A 15,760-nucleotide genomic window follows, 5' to 3' on the forward strand; every position below is an offset into this window, starting at 1 on the left:
GGACGGGGCTACGGACCAGCTGGACGAGGACGCGGACTCGGCGGACCTGCCGCGCCTCTCCGATCCCTGGCGTCCCAACTTCTCCGTTCTCGATGACCCGTCGGCCTTCGGCTACAAGATTTTCACCGAACAATTCGACGAGATCGTCACGGCGGAAGACCTTTGCGACCCCGAGGAGCTCGATCGGCTCCGGTCGTTCCTGGACAAGCAACTCGTCTCGCTCCAGGGCGCGATCGCGCGGCTGGCCAACCGACTGCAACGCCGGCTGCTAGCCCAGCAGGATCGTGGCTGGGACTTCGATCTCGAAGAAGGCACGCTCGATGCGGGCCGCCTGACGCGAATCATCGTTGACCCCATGCATCCGCTGACCTTCAAGCAGGAACGCGACACGGAGTTTCGCGACACGGTCGTCAGCCTGGTGCTCGACAATTCCGGTTCCATGCGCGGACGGCCCATCATGGTCGCCGCCTGTTGCGCCGACATCCTGGCACGCACGTTGGAGCGTTGCGGCGTGAAGGTGGAGATTCTGGGTTTCACCACGCGGGCCTGGAAGGGCGGACACTCGCGCGAGGCCTGGCTCAACGCCATGAAGCCCCCCTTCCCTGGCCGGCTCAACGATCTGCGCCACATCGTCTACAAGGCGGCGGACATGCCCTGGCGGCGGTCTCGCCGCAATCTCGGCCTGATGATGCGCGAGGGCCTGTTGAAGGAGAACATCGACGGCGAGGCGCTGGCCTGGGCCCATAAGCGCTTGTTGGGGCGGCCCGAGCAACGGCGCATCCTGATGATGATCTCCGACGGCGCGCCGGTCGACGATTCGACTCTGTCGGTCAACTCTGGGGCCTATTTGGAGAATCACCTGCGTCAGGTGATACACGAAATCGAGACGCGCTCGCCGGTCGAATTGCTGGCGATCGGCATCGGTCACGACGTGACCCGCTACTATCGCCGCGCCGTCACGATCACCGACGCGGAGGAGCTTGCCGGTGCGATGACCGACAAGCTCGCCGAACTGTTCGACGAGGACGCGGCCGCGCGTGCCAAACGTAAGGTGTTGCACTAGGTGCGTCTGGGATCACGAAAGGGCATCTCGTCACGAAATTTCTTGGCGGCGCTCACGCTGGTATTGGCCGGCGGCGGCCTTCTGTATCTGAGCGCCACGTCGCTGGTCGCCAAGCCGGTGACGCCCTTGCCGGGGCCCGTGACCACACGCGTCTCCGTCATCCCGATCACGTTCGACCCCTATAACCCCAAGAAGACAAAATTCGGCAAGCTGACCTTTCGCGGCGGGCTCAACATGTTCGCGCGCTCCGCGCATTTCGGCGGCTATTCGGCCATTGCCCTGGATCAGTCCGGCACCACGCTGCTCGCCGTTTCAGACGGCGGCTCCTGGATGCGGGCAAGGCTCGATCATGACGGACGCCGTCTAAATGGGCTCTCGGATGTGACGCTCGGCCCCATTCTCGACCGGGACGGCAAACCCGTGCGGTCCGTGGCCCGCCAGGACGCCGAAGGTCTCGCGCTGATCGCAGGCGAAACGCGCAACGGCACCGCCCTCGTCTCCTTCGAGCGGGATCACCGGATCATGCGCTACCCCTTCACGCCGGAGCGTTTCGGCCCCTCGAACGGCGAGGTACCCCTGCCGAAAGCCGCACGCAGCATGGGCGACAATCTAGGGCTGGAGGCAATCGCCACAATCCGGGTGGGGCGGATGAAGGGAACGGTCGTTGCGTTTTCGGAGCGGCTCAAGGACCGAAACGGCAATCTGATCGGCTGGCTGATAGGTGGCCGGGCGCCGGGAACGATTGTGGTGCGGCGGCTCGGCGGGTTCGATATCACGGGCGCGGCCGGGTTGCCCGATGGCGGGCTCCTGCTCTTGGAGCGCCGCTTCCGCTACAGCGAAGGCGTCAAGATGCGCATCCGCCGGATCAAGGCTGCCGACTTACGGCGAGGCAACCTGATCACCGGTGAAGTCCTGCTCGAGGCCTCCGACATTTTGAATATAGACAATATGGAGGGGATCGCGGTTCACCGTGCGCGCGATGGAGAAACCGTCATGACGCTCATGTCGGACGACAACTTCAGCGCCTTTCAGCGCTCGCTGATAATGCAGTTCACGCTGCCCTGAGGGGCGCGGCCGGTAGCCTTTAGGACGCGGCCCGCGCTTCGGCGGCCTTGGCGATCTCCCGCTTCAAGCGGCGTGCTTTCAAGGAGAGTTCGTCATTACCTGCCTTGAGCAGATAGGCGTCCAGGCCGCCACGGTGCTCGACCGAGCGCAGAGCGCTCGCGGACACGGTGAGGCGGACAGCCTTCTTCAGAACATCGCTCTGAAGCGTGACGTTACTCAGATTGGGCAGGAAACGGCGCCGCGTACGGCGCTTTGCGTGGCTCACATTGTTGCCGGTGAGCACGGCTTTGCCGGACAGCTCGCAACGACGGGCCATGGTCCATATCCTTCTAACGAAAATCTTGTGAGTACCTGCCGCAGCTCGTGACGGTTCACAAGCGCGAGGCTCAAGGCCGGGACATATACGGGGATGACCCAATTCGGTCAAGATACGACGGAAAATTCCGCCTATGTTGGCCGAGTTGACGAATCCGACTAATCCTGCTCAGTGGCCAAGCAAGATAAAAACTGTGGGGGAAACCGGGAGGGGCTGCGATAGATGCGGGTCGCACGAAATCTCTTGAGCATTGCGGCCATGGCCGCAGAGGCGCTGGGCATCATGGCCTTCGTATTGATTTCGCTCGACTTTTCTGCCACCGGCGACGCCGGCCATGCCCGCGCAGAGAGCCGGCCCGACGTGATGGCGCCAGCTAGCGATGCCGGACTGGGCACGCGCGGCCCGATCTTGGACGATCAGCGGCCCTTCCCGATCGAAGGCCTTTACGGCGGCGACGACGCGGACGCTGCTGACGAGGCGTCACCCGTGGCCCCTCCCAAAGTGCCACCGGCGGCCACGCCGGTCGACACCTCGGCCCGGTTCGTCGCGGTCTACGACGTCAGTCTCGGCCGCTTCAATCTGGGCAATTTCAGCATTTCCGGCACGGTGCAGAACGGCCAGTACAACCTGCGCGGCAATGGTAGCTTCTCCGTACTCAAGGGCTGGGTCTTCAATTGGAAGGGGTCGATGGACGGCTCGGGGCTGGCGACCACGGACGGCCCGAACCCGAACTCCTATTCTTTCAGCCAATCGGACGGCAAATACAACGAGCGCCTGCGCATCTTCTTCGGAGACGGCTTCGTCAAGTCGGTCAAGATTTGGCCGAAGCCCCGCCCCTACCCGGGCGAGATTCCCGTGCGCAAAGAGCAGGTCCAGCATGTGGTAGACCCTTTGAGCGGCGCCTTTCTCATGGCCCGCTCCGACAACCCCCACGGCGATCTCAGCGTCTGCAACCAGTTGATCCCGGTCTTCGACGGGCGGTCGCGGTTCGATCTCGTCTTGAAGCCGAAAAAGCGCGTGCGGGTGCAGAACCGGGGGGGCGACAACTATTCTGGCCCGGCTGCGGTCTGCAAGGTGAAGTTCGTCCCCATCTCGGGCTATCCGCGTGGCGATCCGGGCATTGAGCAGTTGCGCCAAGCCAACGACATCGAAGCCTGGATGGTGCCCCTGCGCGGCACGAACATGTATGTGCCCTACCGCATCGTGATGCCGACCTCGGTGGGCTACGGCACCGCCGTGGTCACCTCCTTGCGCGTGGGGCGCCCGGGTCGCGCCAAGGCTCATTGAACCAAAATGCGTCTAGCCACACCGCGGCGCCTTTCAGGGCGTTGCGGCCGATCTGTTAATAACCCCCACCCCAAACCACAACATGTCGTAGGGAACAGGCGGCGAAGATTTACGAACCCCTGATTCGACCCCGCTCTGTTCCCCTTGCGATCGCGCGCGCAGCACCGGGAATGCAAAAAAGCTAGATTTAGCGTGGCCGTTCGCGGCTCAGCGTTGACCGTTTAGGCGCATCGGCAAACGGCGCTCGGCACCCCAACAACCCAGGTGTTAACGCGCCACCCCGAAACCACAAGATGTCGTAGGGAACAGGCGACGAAGATTTACGAACCCCTGATTCGACCCCGCTCTGTTCCCCTTGCGATCCCGCGCAAGGGAAGCCCGTGTAAGAATAAAATGCTAGATGTAGCGCGCGCGCCCAAAGCCGCTTACATGTCTGTGGCGCAGGCGGCACCTGCGTCCTTGTTCTAGTTTGGAACAGAACATAACTGGAATACGCTGGAGTCAGCGATTCGGACGGGATTCGTTCTCCCCCCGTTCGCACCTGAGCCCGGATCGCGTTAAGAATTTCCCTGCATGCCCAAAGCTTTATCCACGCAATCCACAGGCCCCCGGACAATTGGCGCGCATGGTCCGCCCAATCGCGGGCGCGGTGTGACCGCCGTCCTGGGCCCCACCAACACGGGCAAGACGCATCTTGCCATCGAGCGCATGCTCACCCACGAGGTCGGGATCATCGGCCTGCCGTTGCGGCTGCTCGCGCGCGAGGTCTACGAGAAAGTCCTCGCCAAGGCGGCCCCCGGCGAGGTCGCCCTAATAACCGGCGAGGAGAAGATCAAGCCACCACACGCCCGCTTCTATGTGTGCACGGTGGAGGCCATGCCGCAGGAGCTGGAGGCCGATTTCGTCGCTATCGACGAGATCCAACTCGCCGCCGATGGCGAGCGCGGGCATTTATTCACTAACCGCCTGTTTCATGCGCGCGGCACGAGCGAGACGTTGCTGCTGGGCGCAGCGACCATGCGCGATGCGATCCGCGAGCTTCTGCCGGGCGCCAATCTCGTCTCCCGGCCGCGCATGTCGAGCCTGTCTTACGCGGGCGAGAAGAAGATCACGCGCCTGCCCCGGCGCTCCGCCATCGTCGCCTTCTCCGCGAACGACGTCTACGCGATCGCCGAACTCGTCCGCCGTCAGCGCGGCGGGGCGGCCGTGGTGCTGGGGGCGCTGTCCCCGCGCACCCGTAACGCCCAAGTCGCGCTCTATCAGAATGGCGACGTTGACTTTTTGGTAGCGACGGACGCCATCGGCATGGGTCTCAATCTCGATCTTGACCATGTCGCCTTCGCCGGCGTTAGGAAATTCGACGGCCATACGCACCGCAACCTGACCCCGTCCGAAATCGGGCAGATCGCCGGCCGCGCCGGACGGCATATGAACGACGGCACGTTCGGTGTGACCGGCCAGGCAGGGCCATTCGACGCCGACCAGATCGAGCGGCTCGAGACCCATTCCTTCGATCAGGTCGGCGTCCTCCAATGGCGCAGCCGCATGCTAGACATTTCCTCGATCAAGGCCCTAAAAGAAAGCTTGCGGGAAATGCCGGTCCATCCCCGGCTCACCCGCTCCCGCATGGTCGACGATGTCATTGCACTGGAAAACGTGACGAGCGACGAGGCCATCTGCGACATGGCCAGGTCGCCCGCGGCGGTGGGCCTGCTCTGGGACATGTGCCAGATCCCAGACTACCAGCGCGTCTCGCCCGCCGATCACGCGGACCTGGTCGGGGCGCTGTACGGCTATGTCATGAGCGATGAGGGAAAGATCCCCGAGGATTGGTTCGCCCGTCAGGTGGCACAGGCCGACCGCACCGAAGGCGACCTCGATACACTTTCCAATCGCCTTGCCCAAATTCGTACCTGGACATTTGTATCCCACCGCGCTCAATGGCTGCACGATCCGGAGCACTGGCAGGATCGCACCAGATCGATTGAGGACAAACTGTCCGACGCGCTTCACGAACGCCTGACACAACGCTTTGTCGACCGACGGACAAGCGTGCTGATGCGGCGATTGCGCGACAAGGAGGAAATGATGGCCGAGATCGCCGACGACGGACAGATCCTGGTCGAAAACCATTTTGTGGGCAGGCTCGACGGGTTCCGCTTCACGCCGGATTCGACGGGCGACGGTATTCACGGCAAGGCAGCACGCAACGCGGCGACGCAGGTTCTGGCGCGCGAGCTGGCCTCGCGCACCGATGCGCTCGCCGCCGCTAACGACGAGGCGATTACGCTTTCGAGCAATGGCCGCATCCTGTGGCAGGGCTGCGAGATCGGCCGGCTGGTTCGGGGCGAGACGACGCTGAAGCCCCGTATCGAGGTGTTCGCCGACGAAAACCTGAGCGGGCCCGACCGGGAACGTGTCACCGCCCGCCTCGATGCGTGGCTCGCCGCCTATCTCGACGCGAAGCTGAAACCGCTCATGGCCCTCAGCGATGCCGATGACCTGACGGGGCTCGCCCGCGGGCTCGCATTCCGCCTGACGGAAAATCTCGGCGTCCTCCGGCGCGAAGGGGCCGCGGAGGACATCAAGGCGCTGGACCAGTCCGACCGCGGGCAGCTGCGCAAATACGGGGTCCGATTTGGTGCGTTCAATCTCTATTTCCCTGCTCTCCTGAAACCCGCCGCGGCCGAACTGCTACTGCAGCTATGGGCACTGCATGGGGGCCAGGGGTTCGGCATCGATATCGACGCCGTGCCGGAGCGGCCCCAACAAGGCCTGACCTCCGTGCCGGCAGATGAGGCTCTGCCCGAGGCCTATTGGCGCGCGGCGGGCTTTCACGTGGCGGGCAATCGCGCGGTGCGCATCGACATGCTGGAGCGGCTGTCGGACCTGATCCGCGCTCGCGTCACCTGGCGCCCGGGAAAAGCGGCCCAGACGCAGGCCACTGAGGCAGCGCCGGCCGAAACACCGGCAGCAATAGAGACGCCAGCCTTGGAGACGGCAACGGCGCCTGCCGACACGCCTCAGGCACAAACCCCCGAGACGGCCGAGGCCTCGACGGAGGCACCCGCAGCGGAAGGCCCCGTTCCAGAGGCCGCCAAGACGTCTCCAGAATCCAAGCCGTCAACGCGATCCAAGTCATCGCGGACACCCGATGCGCCCAAGCCGCCCTCGGGCGCCACAGGCGATGGCGGCTTCCGCGTCGTGCCGGAGCTCATGTCCATGGTCGGGTGCTCGGGCGAGGAGTTCGCCTCGATCCTGCGCGGGCTCGGCTTCCGCCTGGAACGGCGGAAGATCGAAGGCGCGGTTGAGTCGCAAGACTCGGCACAGCCAGAAGATTCGGCACAGCCAAAAGATTCGGCCGCACGGCCCGAAGAGACACCCGTTGCCACAGAGAAAGATCCGACGACCGGCGAGGCGCCCGCGCCAGACCCTGAGGGCGATGGCGCCGAGGTACAGACAGAGCCCACGGCGGTCTTCGACGAGATCTGGCGACCGGCCAAGCGGCGTCCGGCTCGGAAGCAGCAGCGCGGCCGGAGCAGCAGCGCAGGCCGGGCCAATGGCAAACAGGCAGGCAGCGATGCCGGGCAACCGCGGCGGCAAGACGAGCAGCACGCGAAGCGGCACAAAAAGGGCCATCCGCAAGGAAAGCCGCCTCGTAAAGCGGGCAAGGGCGACCGCTACGGCGGCAAGGGCAAGGATCGCAATGCCGACGGCAATCGCGCGCCAAAGCGGGAGCGGCCGATCCCCGAGAACTCGCCCTTCGCGGCCCTGAAGGACTTGCGCGACAGTCTGGCGGCGCGCGACCGCTCCGGGCGGAGCTAGGGCCGCACGCGTGACGGGCCAGCGCCTCGATAGATGGCTCTGGTGTGCCCGCCTGGCAAAGACTCGCTCGGCCGCCACACGTCTGATCGCGGACGGCAAGGTGCGGGTCAACGGCAAACGGGTGCTCAAACCCAGCCGGCTCGTGCAGCACGGCGACGTCATCACCGCAACGCCACCGGAAAGATTCGTGGTCTGGCGTGTCCTCGACGCCGTCGAGCGGCGGGGGCCCGCGCCCCTGGCCCGAACCCTCTATGAGGATCTGACGCCGCCGCTCGAGGAAACGCAAAGCGATGGTTCAGGGGAGACGCGCGTGGGCAGACGGCCCACGAAGCGCAATCGGCGGCGCATCGACAGTTTTCGGGCCCTTTGGAGCTAGATAAGGCAGCAGGCCCTGCGCGAGCCCGCGCAGCGGAAATTCCGCCTCGCATTGCGGCGCAACACCGCAAAACCATCCTAAAAATCGGGGTTTACCGGGAGGGGACACGCCTTGTGCTGCCGACACTATTGTTATAGGCAGGGCTCCTTCTCCCCGGGCTTAGCTCAGAGCCCGTACAGGGCTTTGGCAACCGGGCTGGGACAGCCCCCTATCACGTGGAATCGATGACATACGTCGTCACTGAAGTATGCATTAAGTGCAAGTACACCGACTGTGTCGAGGTGTGCCCCGTGGACTGTTTCTACGAGGGCGAAAACATGCTCGTCATTCATCCGGATGAGTGCATCGACTGCGGCGTCTGCGAGCCGGAATGCCCGGTGGACGCGATCAAACCCGACACCGAGCCGGAACTCGATAAATGGCTCGACGTGAACCGGGACTACTCGGAAGTGTGGCCGAACATCACCACCAAAAAGCCCGCACCGGACGACGCCGACAGTTTTCAGGCCGAGCCCGACAAGTTCAAAAAGTACTTCTCGACGGAGCCCGGAGAGGGCGACTAGGGCCGGAAATTAGCGCTAAAACCACCCAAAACGGCCCCTCGCGGTAACCTTCCAGGCAAAATCCCACAGGTGCTGCCTCACTATCGGCCATGCCGTCCGGGTGGGCGGCTTCCGAATTTGTGATTTTTGTGATACAGTGATTTCGAAATAGCGCAGACTGTCGGCGCATGAGGCACCATAGAGAGGCGAGCCTGTTGGGCGCGCTTTTTTTCTGAGCTTCGAAGGAGTGTTGGCGATCAGGCCCCCTGATCGAGCACTTCTTTTTTGTCCGTGAGAGCCGCCCCACCGGGCGGCGCCAGCGATCTCTTCGCTGGCCGACTTTGACGCGGATGAGCTCGATCGCCTTTTGGTCCCGACGCGCCCCACGATTTTCAACAGCGAGGCGAGCATATGGCCGAAAAGAAGAGACCCCAGCAGCGAAACGGTTTTCGGACGAACGAGTACATCGTGTACCCCGCGCACGGCGTGGGCCGCATCGTGTCCATCGAAGAGCAAGAGATCGCCGGTGCGAAACTCGAGCTGTTCGTGATCAGTTTCGACAAGGACAAGATGACCCTTCGGGTGCCAACCACGAAGCTCGAAAGCGTCGGCATGCGCAAGCTGTCCGAAGATAAGATCGTGAAAAAGGCCCTGACTACGCTCAAGGGCAAGGCCCGCGTGAAGCGCACCATGTGGTCGCGCCGCGCTCAGGAATATGAAGCCAAGATCAACTCCGGCGACTTGATTTCCATCGCCGAGGTGGTCCGCGACCTGTACCGGTCCGAGGCGCAGCCCGAGCAGTCTTATTCGGAGCGCCAGCTCTACGAAGCCGCCCTGGACCGCATGGCGCGTGAGCTTGCATCCGTTGAGAAGCTGGACGATGAAAGCGCGGTCGCCAAGATCGACGACATCCTTGCCAAGTCGGCGCGCAACACCAAGGCTGCAGCCGAGGCCGCCGCCGCGGAGGCAGCCGAAAAAGCCGCAGCGGCCTAGGGTCGTTTTAACGGCATTCCCTTATGAAGGCCGGGCCTCGCGCCCGGCCTTCTCGTTTGAAGCACCGCTTCCGCGCGCGTCACTGAGCCCGTGATCAGCCCGAGTCAGGCAGCGCGCCGCTAGGTGTATCCGGCGCTGCATCAAAAACTCCATCTCTTGCGGATGTGAAATATCGATCATCGTGCCGTTCCACCATTCGACCCAGCCGCGCACGCGAATGCGCGCCCGGCAGAATCTCAAGATCCAGCCCCGCCGCCTCCAAGACAGGCAGACGTTTGCGCATGATCGTCACCGTGAAGCCGTGGTGCCAATCTTCCGCGAAGTTGATGTAGACGAGCTTCCGCCCCTCACCGATGCCATGGACCTGGCCATCGACGAGCTAGTAGGTGTGGCGCAGATAGCCGAACCTCTTCGGTCCTGGGCATCGCGCACCTGATAGGTCAGCGAGCGCCAAAGTCCGCGCCCGGCCTCACTCGCGCGCGACTCGACCGCCAGCAGAGGACCAAAACACGCGCCAAGGTCCGGCGGCGGCGCGGGGGCCTTGATCCCGAGCAACCACACCTCCCGTCCGTCTTGAAGTGCCGGTGTTTTGCCGTCGATGACCGAGGACACGCCCGCCATCTCCCCCGGCGGTAGGTCGCAAGCCTGGGCGAAGGCGACATTCGGAGCGCCGCCAAGAGCGACGCCAACGCCGATTCTGAGTGCCCAGATCCGCATCCCGCCAATTTAGGAACGCCGTCCCTACCGAAACAAGGTGCGCGTGAGCGACACGCCCGCAAGACGGAGCAACGCCTGCAAAAGAATGCGTCGGCGCGGTGTCATCGGACGGTTGTCTTGCCCAGGTTTCTGTTCTGGGAAAGTGTCGCGACGGACACAAACCTCTTATTGTCCCTGGCGAAACTCGCCGCTGATTTGGCACCGATCCGGTCGCCTTGCGCCGACGCCTGTGTGCCGACGACGAAAAATGAGAGATTTCCGATGACCGACGACACCAATGAGACTGGCAAAAAGAACATTAAGGCCTGGCTGGAAGCCGAGCTCGAAGAAACTCTCGATGAGACGCTCGAGGCCGAACTTTCCGAGCCCATGCTTAGCGAGGAGCTGCGCCAGATCTACAAAGAGGCGCATCCAGACTCGCTCGATCGGCGCGTTTATCTCACGAACCTGCTACATCTTCAGGCCGAACTCATCAAGATGCAAAGCTGGGTCGAGGCGACCGGTGCGAAGCTCCTAATCATCTTCGAGGGTCGTGACTCCGCCGGCAAGGGCGGCGTGATCAAGCGCATCACACAGCGGCTCAATCCGCGCACGGCTCGGGTCGTCGCCTTGCAGAAGCCATCCGAGCGCGAGCAGACCCAGTGGTACTTCCAGCGCTATGTCCCCCACCTGCCCTCTGGCGGCGAAATCGTGATGTTCGACAGGTCCTGGTACAACCGCGCCGGCGTCGAGCGTGTGATGGGATTTGCAGACGACGGCCAGGTGGAGCGGTTTTTTCAGGACGTCCCAGAATTCGAGCGCATGCTCGTCCGGAACGGCATCATTGTCTTAAAGTACTGGCTCTCGATCACCGACGAGGAACAGCAGCTCCGGTTTATGATTCGCATCCATGATCCGATGAAACAGTGGAAGCTCTCGCCGATGGATCTGCAGTCGCGCGTTCGCTGGGAGCACTACACGAAGGCCAAGGAGGACATGTTCACGCGTACAAGCATCCCCGAAGCGCCTTGGTACATCGTCGAAGGGAACGACAAGAAGCGCGAACGGCTCAACTGTATCGAGCACATTCTGTCGAAGATTCCCTATCAGGAAGAGCCCTACGAAAAGATCGAGCTTCCGGACCGCGTCTTCAATCCTGACTACGACCGCAAGACGCTGCCGGCCAATTTGTACGTGCCGAAGATCTACTGAGCCGAGGCGCATTCGGGCGGGGCGGACCGGTGACTTTTCATCGGCCTACGGCCTAACGCCCGCCCGGTTCCAGGTCCAGCGACAAACGCGAAGCGACGCCCGACAGCGATTGCAATGCCGCTTCGAAGTCGAACTGCGAGACGTGGTCTGATAGCGCATTGACTTCGGCCGGTGTCAGGACCGCCGAGAGCTGCGGCGTGACGTCGATAATGAAGTCCGCCGCCTCACCGTCGTCGTTCTCCAAGAGATGCTTGAGCCGCGCCAGCGGCTCAGCCACGTCGCGCGGATTTCTCGCCGGCGCCGCGGCCTCGTGGCCCTCCTGGACAAAGGCGCACTGGATAGCCTTCACCACCGGGTCCAGCATCATCGAAAGTCTGCCGAGCGCCTCCTCAGTGTCGTCACCCGTCTTGATCGCCTTCTCGGCGACGGAGGCTACATCGGCAAGCGCGGTTATTCCGAGCGTGGCGGCGGCCCCTTTCAACGAGTGCGCCTCGCGCTCCGCAGTGTCCGAATCGCCGTCGGAGAGCGCGAGGCGGATGGTCTCGACCGCCCCGCCTTGGCGCGCGACGAATTTGTCGAGGAGAGCCAGATAGCGCGCGGGGCTGCTGCCCGTCAGCCGTAACCCTTTATCCAAATCGATGCCCTTGATGTCTATACCGGCGAGCCCGCCGCCGTTCTCCACCCCCGCGACCGCCGGAAGTTCCGTGGAAGGCGCGGGCTTGACCCATTGCAGGAGCGCGCTAAACAGCGCATCCGGATTGATCGGCTTGGTCACATGATCGTTCATCCCGGCCTCAAGACAGGCCTCGCGGTCCGACGCCAAGGCATTGGCCGTCATGGCGATGACCGGCAGATCGCGATAACGCGAATCCTTGCGAAGTGTGCGTGTGGCCGTCACCCCGTCCATGACCGGCATCTGCATATCCATCAGTACGGCGTCGTAGTCGTTGCGCACGATGAGCCGCAACGCCTCCTCGCCATTGTCGGCGATGTCGACAAGAATGTCGGCAAGCTCGAGCTGGCCCGCGGCAACTTCCTGGTTGATTTCATTGTCTTCGACCAGAAGCACGCGAATTCCACGCAAACGGTCAAGATCGGGCGCATCAGCTTGCGACGGGAACGGGGCGGCCACCCGCTCGCCCCCAAGCACCCCGACGGCAGCATCGAACAGATTGGACGAGGTGACCGGCTTCATGAGCACATCGGCGAAGCCCGTCTCCTCGGCCTTGCCCACGACCTCTTCACGGCCATAGGCAGTGATCATCACGAGATGAGGGGCCGGTTCTCCTTCGGCCTCGGCCCGGATACGCCGACCCGTCTCGATCCCGTCGAGCCCCGGCATGCGCCAATCGATGAAGGCGAGATCGTATCCTTCGCCACTCGCTCGTGCCTCGCGTACCATACCCACGGCCGCCTCGCCTGAAGACGCCTCGTCCGCGCGAAAGGCCATATTGGTCAACATACTGCTGATAACGTCGCGTGCGCTGTCGTTGTCGTCCACGACCAGCACGCGGCGCCCCAGCAAGTCCGACTGCAGCACGCGGGGCCGCGCGCCGGCAGTTCCCTTAGCCATCGGGACAGTGAAGTGGAACGCACTGCCGTGGCCGAGCTCGCTCTCAACGGAGACCGCCCCGCCCATGAGTTCGGCGATCTGCTTGGCAATGGCGAGTCCGAGCCCTGTGCCGCCATGGCGGCGGGTCGAAGAGCAGTCAGCCTGTTCGAAGGCCTCGAACAGGCGCTGGACCTCCTCGTGTGTCATCCCAATACCGGTATCAGTGACGGAGAAGGCAAGCATCTGCCGGTCGGCGCTTTCGTCCTCAACGCGCACCTTGACCAAGATCTCGCCCTTGTCGGTGAACTTTACTGCGTTCGAAACGAAGTTGATCAGGACCTGTCCGAGCCGCAGCGGATCACCCTTCAGATCGTCGCAAACCTCGGGCGCCACGTCAAAGATGAGTTCGAGCCCTTTGGCCCACGCCTTCTCTGACATCAGGTTCCCGACATTCCCCAGGACGCTGTCGAGTTGGAAGTCAACGAATTCCAGGGACAGCTTGCCCGCTTCGATCTTCGAAAAATCAAGAATATCGTTAATGATGCCGAGCAGGTGCTGCGCGGAGCTTTTGATCTTTTGCATGTAATCGCGCTGGCGCGGCGCCAGATCGGTGTTCAGCGCCAAGTGCGACAACCCGATCACCGCGTTCATCGGCGTTCTGATTTCGTGGCTCATGTTGGCGAGAAAAGCGCTCTTGGCCTCGTTGGCGGCCATTGCCGCGCCGCTGGCCTTTTCCAGTTCGATCTCCGCGAGCTTGCGCTTGGTGATGTCGGTCCACGAGCCGACGACCTCGACGGGCGTGCCTCGCTCGTCGCGGATCACGTGCTGGCGGTCGCACAGCCAGATATGGGTGCCGTCGCCCCGATCGACGCGATACTCGATGGCGCTCTCGTCGCTCTCATGCGCTCGGCTGACCCAGGCCGCGATGCGCTCAATGTCGTCGGGAGCAACCCGCTTTTGCCAAAAGAAGGGATCGGCGAGATATTCGCGCGGCGTACAGCCAAACATCTTGGTGACGCCGTCGCTGACGAATGTCGGCGCAAGATCGCCGCTGGCCGGCCTGCTATAGAGTACGGTCGGCGAGGCATTGAGCAGGGCGGTCAGATGCGCGTTGGCCGAGGCCTGGACCTCGGCAATCCGCTTGAAACTGCGCTTTTCCTGTTCGCGGGCGGCGGTGTCAAAGGCTTGCGCAATCAGCTGCGTCAGGGCCTCGCGGTCCGGCTCGTTGAGATCGGACCGTAGCAACGGGGCAATCTTGGCGGAAAGTTTCTCCGCCTCCTTCCGCGACCCCGACATACCGAAACGCTCCTCCGAGAGACGACCCGCCAAGCGACCTTAGCCAGCCTGTCATTGGCGAATAACGTAGTCCTTTCCGGCTGTTCTTCAACCGGTCCACGTCCCATGCAGACGGGGCTACCTCAGATCACACGGATGAACCCCGCGAGCCGCGTTTTCTGGTGTTCGACCACATGACAATGAAGGGCCCAATCTCCCGGGTTGTCGGCGACGAGACCGATATTGATAGTCTCTCGCCGGTTCAGAACGATCGTGTCTGTCCAGTTGGAGGGCAGCTTTAGCTTGTTGCCTCTGAGCGGACGGAACACCTGCCCGTGCAGATGGATCGGATGGGAGTTCGGACTCTCGTTGCGGAGGCGAAGCACGTATGGGCGCCCCAGCTTGAGCTCTGCGACCGGCGCGATGCTCTTGGCTGCGTCTCCTTGCCAAGGCTGCCGGGGGCTTCAGAGACAGGGTTGCGGCTTGGCTGCTCGGCAGACTGGAGCGTGAGGGCTTTGAGGGCCTGACCGGTCGCCAACTCGTCTTCTTGAGCGCGCTCAATTGTGGTCCGAACCATGCGTCGAACTTTGGCACGTGGTTTGAGAATCTCGCGGCAAGCCGTGCACAAGGTCGTCCGCGAACTCGAGCGGGCCGGCTGGTTGACCACCAAAACGGATACGCAGCTTGGGAACCAGCGTGTCATCAGATTCACGGTCGAGGGCGAACGTATGATGGCTCTGGCAAGACAGAACCTGTCCGAGCTGGACAACGTGCTGCTGAGCAAGTTCGGAGATGACGGTCTTGAAACAGTGAGCCGGTTTCTAGACTTCGATCCATCCGCGCCTTCGGACGAAACGTGATTGACGGCTGGCACAGAGCCATCTCGCTGGGGTCGGGCCGCCAGAGTCACACGCGGCGGCGCCAACGAGCTGGCGAAAAACAAGGTTCCGGTGTAGCAAGTTAAAACCAATGGCCCCGTAGCTCAGTTGGATAGAGCATCAGATTCCTAATCTGAGGGTCGCAGGTTCGAATCCTGCCGGGGTCACCAAATTAATCAATGTCTTAGGCTCCAACAGGGCGATAACGGTCAGCCAGCCGCGTACTGCTTCCCAAAACCTTAGACTACCGCTGGCCTCCCTTTCCGCGGCGATTGATTTCGATAGGGCTGCGATAGCATCCGCGACAATCTTCCCATTGTTTCGGTAGGGGGCTGCGTTTGGATTATGGGTATGCGCGCGCACTGGCCGACGGGATAGGGACTTCTTCGGTTTCATGCCGTCTGATCCTGCTTGCGACACAAATACCAATCGTGGCCAAATAGGTTAACGGGATCAACGCTTTTTGTCAGTCTACTGACCGCGAAAAACTTTGAGACGAGCTGACAGACCTACGCGAAGGGAAAGCCTGATGTCGAAAAAAGACCACGTGGCGACGCTGAAAATACTGATCGAAATGTATGAGCGTGACCTTGATATCCTGAAGAATGAGCTTCGACTGAGGGAAGAAGGAACAACAGCCAGCAAAACAGCCGGTGTTGAACGCGTGCTGCGCGACATAG

Annotated in this window: 11 protein-coding genes, 1 tRNA gene and 1 pseudogene; 10 read left to right on the forward strand and 3 right to left on the reverse strand. The window is 62.6% G+C overall.

The window, feature by feature from the left end; translation table 11 throughout:
* Together WBQ77_RS09195 and WBQ77_RS09200 are read left to right on the forward strand one after the other, a co-directional pair.
* On the forward strand, positions 1–1,063 hold a 1,063-nt coding region (locus tag WBQ77_RS09195), incomplete at its 5' end, for a cobaltochelatase CobT-related protein (protein ID WP_424059928.1).
* A 42-nt stretch (positions 1,064–1,105) separates the two neighbouring features.
* Positions 1,106–2,128, forward strand: coding sequence for an esterase-like activity of phytase family protein (locus WBQ77_RS09200; protein ID WP_424059930.1), 1,023 nt, complete (start codon positions 1,106–1,108; stop codon positions 2,126–2,128).
* 19 nt (positions 2,129–2,147) lie between these two features.
* Here the strand turns inward: WBQ77_RS09200 and rpmB are convergent, their stop codons facing one another.
* Positions 2,148–2,444, reverse strand: a complete 297-nt coding sequence (rpmB, locus tag WBQ77_RS09205; protein ID WP_424041287.1) for a 50S ribosomal protein L28 — start codon at positions 2,442–2,444, stop codon at positions 2,148–2,150.
* A 222-nt stretch (positions 2,445–2,666) separates the two neighbouring features.
* Here rpmB and WBQ77_RS09210 point away from each other — a divergent pair, with 222 nt between their 5' ends.
* The 6 genes and pseudogenes from WBQ77_RS09210 to ppk2 all read left to right on the forward strand — a co-directional run bounded on the left by WBQ77_RS09210 (position 2,667) and on the right by ppk2 (position 11,375).
* A complete protein-coding gene (locus tag WBQ77_RS09210; protein ID WP_424041285.1) occupies positions 2,667–3,731 on the forward strand; it encodes a DUF3108 domain-containing protein in 1,065 nt (354 codons plus the stop codon).
* A gap of 573 nt (positions 3,732–4,304) precedes the next feature.
* Positions 4,305–7,556, forward strand: a complete 3,252-nt coding sequence (locus WBQ77_RS09215) for a helicase-related protein (protein ID WP_424059932.1) — start codon at positions 4,305–4,307, stop codon at positions 7,554–7,556.
* 10 nt (positions 7,557–7,566) lie between these two features.
* Positions 7,567–7,932 (forward strand): RNA-binding S4 domain-containing protein, encoded by a 366-nt coding sequence (locus tag WBQ77_RS09220; protein ID WP_424041281.1) that lies wholly within the window; start codon positions 7,567–7,569, stop codon positions 7,930–7,932.
* Between the two features lie 224 nt (positions 7,933–8,156).
* The gene (fdxA, locus tag WBQ77_RS09225; RefSeq protein WP_424041280.1) at positions 8,157–8,495 is read left to right on the forward strand and encodes a ferredoxin FdxA; all 339 of its coding nucleotides are present in this window, start codon (positions 8,157–8,159) and stop codon (positions 8,493–8,495) included.
* Between the two features lie 396 nt (positions 8,496–8,891).
* Positions 8,892–9,467, forward strand: a pseudogene (locus WBQ77_RS09230) (CarD family transcriptional regulator); the annotation flags it as partial.
* A 978-nt stretch (positions 9,468–10,445) separates the two neighbouring features.
* Positions 10,446–11,375, forward strand: a complete 930-nt coding sequence (gene ppk2 / locus WBQ77_RS09235; protein ID WP_424059934.1) for a polyphosphate kinase 2 — start codon at positions 10,446–10,448, stop codon at positions 11,373–11,375.
* Positions 11,376–11,427: 52 nt separating this feature from the next.
* On the opposite strand, the gene WBQ77_RS09240 is transcribed toward ppk2, so the two are convergent.
* Entirely contained in the window at positions 11,428–14,223 is a 2,796-nt protein-coding gene (locus WBQ77_RS09240) for a response regulator (RefSeq protein ID WP_424059935.1), read from the reverse strand.
* Positions 14,224–14,345: 122 nt separating this feature from the next.
* Positions 14,346–14,627, reverse strand: coding sequence for a multicopper oxidase domain-containing protein (locus WBQ77_RS09245; RefSeq protein WP_424059937.1), 282 nt, complete (start codon positions 14,625–14,627; stop codon positions 14,346–14,348).
* 195 nt (positions 14,628–14,822) lie between these two features.
* Here WBQ77_RS09245 and WBQ77_RS09250 point away from each other — a divergent pair, with 195 nt between their 5' ends.
* A complete protein-coding gene (locus WBQ77_RS09250; RefSeq protein ID WP_424041273.1) occupies positions 14,823–15,062 on the forward strand; it encodes a hypothetical protein in 240 nt (79 codons plus the stop codon).
* A gap of 111 nt (positions 15,063–15,173) precedes the next feature.
* Positions 15,174–15,250, forward strand: a tRNA-Arg gene (locus tag WBQ77_RS09255).
* Positions 15,251–15,760 lie beyond the last annotated feature (510 nt).

Origin of the sequence: Methyloceanibacter sp. (assembly GCF_049590335.1) — a bacterium.
Classification (GTDB): Bacteria; Pseudomonadota; Alphaproteobacteria; order Rhizobiales; family Methyloligellaceae; genus Methyloceanibacter.

Coding starts and splice junctions, on each gene's coding strand:
- rpmB (WP_424041287.1), bottom strand. CDS start 2,444: ATGGCCCGTCGTTGCGAGCTGTCCGGCAAAGCCGTGCTCACCGGCAAC.
- WBQ77_RS09210 (WP_424041285.1), top strand. CDS start 2,667: ATGCGGGTCGCACGAAATCTCTTGAGCATTGCGGCCATGGCCGCAGAG.
- WBQ77_RS09215 (WP_424059932.1), top strand. CDS start 4,305: ATGCCCAAAGCTTTATCCACGCAATCCACAGGCCCCCGGACAATTGGC.
- fdxA (WP_424041280.1), top strand. CDS start 8,157: ATGACATACGTCGTCACTGAAGTATGCATTAAGTGCAAGTACACCGAC.
- ppk2 (WP_424059934.1), top strand. CDS start 10,446: ATGACCGACGACACCAATGAGACTGGCAAAAAGAACATTAAGGCCTGG.
- WBQ77_RS09240 (WP_424059935.1), bottom strand. CDS start 14,223: ATGTCGGGGTCGCGGAAGGAGGCGGAGAAACTTTCCGCCAAGATTGCC.